Raw genomic sequence first — 7065 nt, forward strand, 5'->3', positions numbered from 1 at the left:
GTAGATACCAGTAACCTTAATATCGTTTATCGGAATGCAAAAAGACTACTGAGCCTGGTTGATCAGCTACTGCTTTTCAGAAAGGCTGATACCCAGGCAGATAAGTTGAAAGCTGCAGATCTGGATATCGTCAATTTGTGTAAAGAAGTATACCTGTGTTTTTCACATCAGGCTCGCTCAAGAAAGATAAACTATGAATTTATCTCTTCACAAGATCATATACAGATTTATGCAGACCGCGAAAAATTAGAGATTGCCATATTTAACCTGCTTTCAAATGCAATAAAATTTACACCAGATGAAGGACGCGTTTCCCTTGAGGTGTCAGAAACTTTGGATACAGTAAAGATTCAGGTCAATGATAGCGGATCTGGCATTCCCGACAACGCAGGACAGAAAATTTACAGCAGGTTTTATCAGGAGCCTGATCATAACAATTCTTTAAGAACTGGCTTCGGTATCGGATTATATCTGGTAAAGAATTTCATTGAGAGTCATGGCGGTACGATCAGTTATAAAAGTAGCCAGAATCAGGGGACTACCTTTTTTATCACGTTGCTGAAAGGAAGAACGCACCTTAACATAGATCAGATTCTCCCGGTTTCGGAAACGAGTTCTTTACTGTTAAAGGAATTGGCCGATGATGAGGTGAATCCGCTTGATCAAAAAGAAAGTATAACTGTAGAACAATATGACGCTGCCTTTGCTTCAGAAAGAAAATCCCTCATTATCATAGATGACAATAAATCCATCCGGGATTATCTGGTTGAGGTTTTTAAAACCCAGTACAACTTGTATGTTGCTGCAAGTGGGGAGGAGGGGATGAAGATGATCCGGGAATTTCTTCCTGATTTCATCATCAGTGATGTCATGATGCAAGGCATTAGCGGAATAGAGATCTGTAGCCTGGTCAAGGAAGATACCTCTTTATGCCATATTCCAATAGTGTTGCTGACCGCCAGTTCATCGCCTGAAATTAAATTGAAAGGTATTGAGATCGGTGCCGATGATTACATCAGTAAACCTTTTGATAAGGATTTGTTGGTGGCCAGGGTTGCGGGTATTTTGAAAAGCAAGAGCAGCCTTCAGCAATATTTCTACAATGAGGTTACTTTGAACCCAAATAATTTTAGAATCTCGGCTGAGTACAGAGATTTCCTTCAAGACTGCATCAGGATTGTAGAAAAACACATTACTGATCCAAACTTTAATATTCAGATCCTGGCCGATGAGATTGGTATGTCGCGCTCTAACTTGTTTAACAAAATCAAATCTATTTCCGGACGATCGTCTAACAGTTTTATTCGTTTTATACGTTTACGGAAAGCTGCTGAAATATTTATTAATACAGACAATACCATTTCAGAGACCATGTTTATGGTGGGCATGAATGACATTAAATATTTCAGAGAGCAGTTTAATAAATTGTTCGAGATGAATCCTTCAGACTACATCAAGAAATACCGCAAGAATTTTTCAAAAAATATTACCCTAAACAAGGATGTAGTAAGGAAATAGCCTTTTTTGAGGTGGAATCTAAATTTTACCCCTCTAATATTGGTTGTTTACCCCCTTTGATTCTCTGTAAATCCATCGAATTTAGCCCTGTCGACTCAATCGAAGATCGGGTATTTATGTTGTGCGCACAACATAAATCCTGTGTTTGAACGGGAGCAGTTGACAGGATAATTTCAAAACCAAATATAAATCGATATGAGAAAAACTATACGAAATGTATATTCTCCGCTTTGGCCGATGACAAAGAAGGTGTTTGTTGCAACGGTAATAAACGCGGTACTGCTTTCGGCGCAGTCGACASAAGCATCAGAGCTGATAGTAAAACCCTCAACATTTAATGCTCGGCAAGCTGTGATCACAGGTACAGTGCGCGATGAAGCAGGCAACCCTTTACCGGGAGTAAGTGTAATTGTGAAAGGAACAACAACCGGATCAATCACTGATGCACAAGGTAAATACAGTATAAATGCGCCTGACAATGCCATCCTTGTCTTCACTTATATTGGGTATACAAAAATAGAATTGCCTGTTGGAGGAAAGACTTTGCTAAATATCCAGCTCACTCCCGATCAGACTTCATTAAATGAACTGATTGTTGTTGGGTATGGTACCCAAAAGAAAGAAACGGTAACCGGATCTATCTCGCAGGTAAAGGGAACTGAACTTGTTAAAAGTCCACAGCCCAACCTATCCAATGCACTGGCAGGAAGATTTTCGGGTGTGGTAATCAATAATAGAGGAGGAGAACCAGGATACGATGGTTCGAGCATCACAATTCGCGGGCAAGCCACAACCGGTAGCAATGCCGTGCTTGTAGTGGTAGATGGTGTACCCGGACAAATCGGAGGTTTGGAACGCCTGGATCCGAACGACATTGAAAGCGTGTCGGTACTGAAGGATGCTTCGGCAGCGATCTATGGTAATCGAGCTGCCAATGGAGTAATCCTTGTAACCACTAAAAAAGGTAAAACAGGTAAGCCTACCATAAGCTACAGCTTTAACCAGGGTTTTAGTTCACCTACCCGTTTGCCAAAACTTGCGGATGCAGCAACGTATGCGCAGATCATGAACGAGATCAACTATTACGCAAGTGAATCCGGAGGTTTGAACCAATCTTATTCCGAAGAACAAATTCAGAAATTCAGGGATGGTTCTGATCCGATCTTGTACCCGAATACAGACTGGGCTCAAACAGTGCTCAAGAAATCTGCGCTGCAGAATCAGCACAGTTTGTCTGTAAACGGAGGAACTGATGATGTGAAGTATTACATGTCGCTTGGTATGATCGATCAGGACGGAATCTATAAAAATGGGGTTACCAACTATAAACAATACAATTTCCGCTCAAATATTGATGCAAATGTGAGCAAGCGTCTGAAAGTGGGATTATCACTTGCCGGCCGCGAAGAAAATCGCAAATTTCCAATAACTGGCGCCAATGATCTTTTCAGATCACTTTACCGCTCTAAACCTATTGTAGCTGCATTTTATCCAAATGGATTGCCAACCAGAGGGATAGAAGGCTCAAACCCTGCAGTACTTGTAACGGATTTGGGGGGGACTAGCAATAACCCTACACAGGTGCTTAATGCTATTTTGAAAGGCAGCTACCAGATACCGGGTATCGAAGGCCTGTCGGCAGATGGATTTTTCTCTGTAGACAAGTCTAATGTATTTGTGAAAACCTTTAATAAACCTTATTTATTGTATGAGTATCAAGCATCAACCGATACATACACTTCAGGTGTTTATGGAGGGAATAACAATAAAGCCACCCTTAAAGAATCGCAAAAACGAGAATCATTACTTACTTCAAACATTAAACTGAATTTTGAGCGTAAGTTTGGTGTACATAATATTAACGCCTTTGTGGGGTATGAGCAAAGCAAAAATAACCTTGAGTTCTTTGACGCTGATCGCTTCAATTACCTGTCAAACCAATTGCCTGAGCTTTCTCAGGGAGGAACAGCAGCAACAGATTTTCTGAATTCCGGTTACAGTTCAAACTATACCCGCAAAAGTATAATCAGCAGACTGGCGTATGCCTACGACGATAAATATCTATTTGAAGGTCAACTGCGTCGCGATGGTTCATCCATCTTTGCTCCTGGCAAACAATGGGGTACTTTCCCCTCGGTTTCTGCTGGATGGCGCATCAATAAAGAAAAATGGTTCGGTGATAATGTGAAGTTCTTCGACGAACTGAAGTTAAGAGCTTCTTATGGTTCGTTGGGTAATGACAATGTTAATGCATTTCAGTACTATGATAATTACATTCTGGTAGGTAATGGCTTTGTGGCGCAAGCACCAGGTGGTGCGCCAACTATTCAACCGGGAGTGGGTTTGTCAAAACTTGCTAACCCGAATATTACCTGGGAAGTATCAAAAAAACTTGACATAGGGATTAACGCTACATTCCTGAAAAACTTCACATTTGAGGCGATCTATTTCAAACAAAAAAGGTCCGACATCCTTGCAACACGTAATGCCTCTCTTCCTGGATCTTCTGGTATTGTGAATCCTTATAATGATGGCAGTTCAAATTACAATCCATTAGTTCCTTCAGAAAATATTGGTAAAGTCAACAGTGAAGGTTTTGAGGGTACACTGGGCTATACGCATCGTGGAAATGAATTCAACTGGGGTGTGTCTGGTAACATGACTTATGCTAAAAGTGAAGTCATCTTCATCGATGAAGCCTCTGGTACGTTAGATTACCAAAAAAAGACCGGCAGGCCACTGAACAGTTATTTGTTGTACAATGCGATAGGCATCTTCCGTACCCAGGCTGATCTGGATAATAATCCTCATGTTTCAGGAGCGAAAATCGGCGACCTGATCTATGAAGATTATAATCGTGATGGCGTGCTCAACGCAGATGATATGAGCATGGCAAAATATGGTAACATTCCTCAAATTACGTATGGTTTTAACTTCAATGCCTCTTATAAAAACTTCGATCTTTCGGTATTGTTCGCAGGACAGGCAAGGGTAAGCCAGTATGTATTGCCAGAATCAGGTAGTATAGGTAATTTTTATAGCAGTTGGGCCGATAATAGGTTCAGCCCTTCCAATCCTAACGGATCTTTTCCAAAAGTGACTGAACGTGCAGGTAACGCCATTAGTGGGGGTGCTTATAAAAACAATTTCTGGCTGAATAATTCTTCATTCCTGCGTCTTAAGAACGTAGAGCTTGCCTACAACCTGAAAGGAGATTTTCTATCAAAGATCAAGGTTTCCGGAGTAAGGATATTTGCAAGTGCCTTTAACTTATTCACAATCACTAAAGTAAAAGACTATGATCCTGAAGGTAGCAGCGAAAGCGGACAGTTTTATCCGCAGCAAAGGATCATCAATTTAGGTGCAAACGTTAAATTTTAAATCTTGTAAAAATGAAGTACAAATATAGCATACCAGTTTTTATTTTATTAAGCGGTGTACTGGCACTGAGTTCATGTAAAAAGGATTTTCTGGATGTTACTGCAACAGACCGGATCCCAACGAATACGTTGGAAACAGATACCGCCGTGTTTGAGGCTTTTGTAACCAATAGTTACATTGGAACAAGGCTGCAAGATAAAGAAGCAGATGGAACCAATCCAGGATTTGGACGTGGGTTCGAATATAGCATGTGGAGTTCATTGACTGATGAGTCCATTTATAATAATGATGACAATACCTGGTTGGTACAAAGAGGGCAGTTAGCCCCGGAAAACCTGGGAGCACTTGGCGTATTATGGGGCAGAAGCTACCGCGGCATTCGCGAGTGCAATTATGCCCTCAAGGTTTTAACTACCATACAAATGAGTGCCGCGCGTAAAACAAGACTCGAAGGTGAGTTAAAGTTCATCAGGGCATTCCGTTATCAGGATCTGATCCGTAACTACGGAAAGGTAGTGCTTATGGGAGATCAGGTGCTTGGCTTAACAGATAACCTTCAGGATCCTGCGCTATTCAAACGTTCAACTATTAAAGAGGGTATTGATTATGTAGCAGCACAGCTTGATGACGCTGCGGCTAAATTGCCGTTGAATAATGATAATTCATGGTTATTGGGCAGGGCTACCAAAGGTGCTGCATTGGCACTAAAATCCAGATTATTGCTGTATGCTGCCAGTCCTTTATATGAAGCAGCGGGTACCTGGCAAGCTGCGGTAAATGCAGCACAGCAGGTAATTGGCCTAAACAAATATGGAATCTATCAGGGAGGCTATGGTAATATGTTCCTGATTAACGAAAGTAATGAAGCCATATTTGAACGTGTGTATACCAAGAATGCCAATCACACTCACCTGGAAATCGCTAACGGACCAAATGGCTATGGCGGTTGGGCCGGAAATACCCCTACGCAAAACCTGGTAGACGTTTATGATCTAACCAACGGCCTTCCGGCAAATACCAGTAACCCTCTGTATAATCCAGCTAAACCTTATGAAAATCGTGATCCGCGTTTTAAAGCAACCATTTTGTATAATGGTGCAGCTTATCGCGAGCGTAATATAGAAACGTTTATACCAGGCGGAAAAGATAGCAGAGATGGAAATGACAACTGGAATACTACAAAAACCGGTTATTATCTTAAAAAATTCATGAACGATGCCTATCCTTTGCAGAATCCATGGGGTAATGCTGGCTTCCAGCCCTGGATTTATATCAGGTATGCTGAAGTTTTGCTCAATTTTGCAGAAGCAGCAAATGAAGCCTATGGCCCCGATGTTGTACCAGCCGGATCAAGCTTCTCAGCCCGTCAGGCCATCAATATGATCAGGTCAAGGGCTAGTGTAAATATGCCGGATCTGGCTGCTGGAATGGCACAGACTGATATGCGTACTGCTATCAGACACGAACGTCAGATAGAGCTTGCGTTTGAAGAGCATCGTTTCTATGATGTTAGAAGATGGAAAATAGCAGATGTAACGGAAAATCTTCCTTCAAGAGGTGTGGTCATCACCAAAAATAATGATGGAACTTTTACTTTTACTTCCAAGATAGCACTTGATGGGCGTAAGTTCGAGACCAAACATTATTGGTTACCAATTCCAAGGACTGAAATTCTTGCCTCAGGGAACCAATTACAGCAAAATCCGAACTACTAGCAGAATTTATAGAATGCCGGGAAACAAAACGTTTTTCCGGCATTTTGTAAATTTTCCAATTTATAAAACATCCTAAATGAAAATATTCAATTTAATTTACTTGTCGGCAGTATTGCTACTATTATGCAGTTGCAGTAAAAATAATGTAGCACATACTTTTGAACTTGGGGATAATGACTTTCTGCTCGACGGAAAACCTTTTCAGGTTGTATCCGGTGAAATACATTATCCACGCGTACCCAGAGAAGCATGGAGAGACCGGCTGAAAATGGCAAAAGCCATGGGACTCAATACTATTGGAACCTATGTGTTCTGGAACGCACATGAGCCTGAAAAAGATGTGTTTGATTTCTCTGGCAACAATGATATTGCTGAATTTGTAAAGATAGCACAACAAGAAGGGCTATGGGTAATATTGCGGCCTAGTCCTTATGTCTGTGCCGAATGGGAA

4 protein-coding genes are annotated in these 7065 nt (G+C 41.3%); all 4 read left to right on the forward strand.

The window, feature by feature from the left end; translation table 11 throughout:
- Positions 1–1518: hybrid sensor histidine kinase/response regulator transcription factor (locus tag AC1DG9_RS20320; RefSeq protein ID WP_477635139.1), on the forward strand; the 1518-nt coding region annotated here is incomplete at its 5' end.
- Between the two features lie 195 nt (positions 1519–1713).
- On the forward strand, positions 1714–4899 hold the full coding sequence (locus AC1DG9_RS20325) for a SusC/RagA family TonB-linked outer membrane protein (protein WP_477635140.1): 3186 nt from the start codon (positions 1714–1716) through the stop codon (positions 4897–4899).
- Positions 4900–4910: 11 nt separating this feature from the next.
- Complete coding sequence (locus AC1DG9_RS20330; protein ID WP_288879174.1) at positions 4911–6614, forward strand: RagB/SusD family nutrient uptake outer membrane protein; 1704 nt, start codon at positions 4911–4913, stop codon at positions 6612–6614.
- Between the two features lie 76 nt (positions 6615–6690).
- On the forward strand, positions 6691–7065 hold a 375-nt coding region (locus tag AC1DG9_RS20335; RefSeq protein WP_477635141.1), incomplete at its 3' end, for a beta-galactosidase.

The organism is Pedobacter sp. 05L430 (assembly GCF_056397585.1).

Coding starts and splice junctions, on each gene's coding strand:
- AC1DG9_RS20330 (WP_288879174.1), top strand. CDS start 4,911: ATGAAGTACAAATATAGCATACCAGTTTTTATTTTATTAAGCGGTGTA.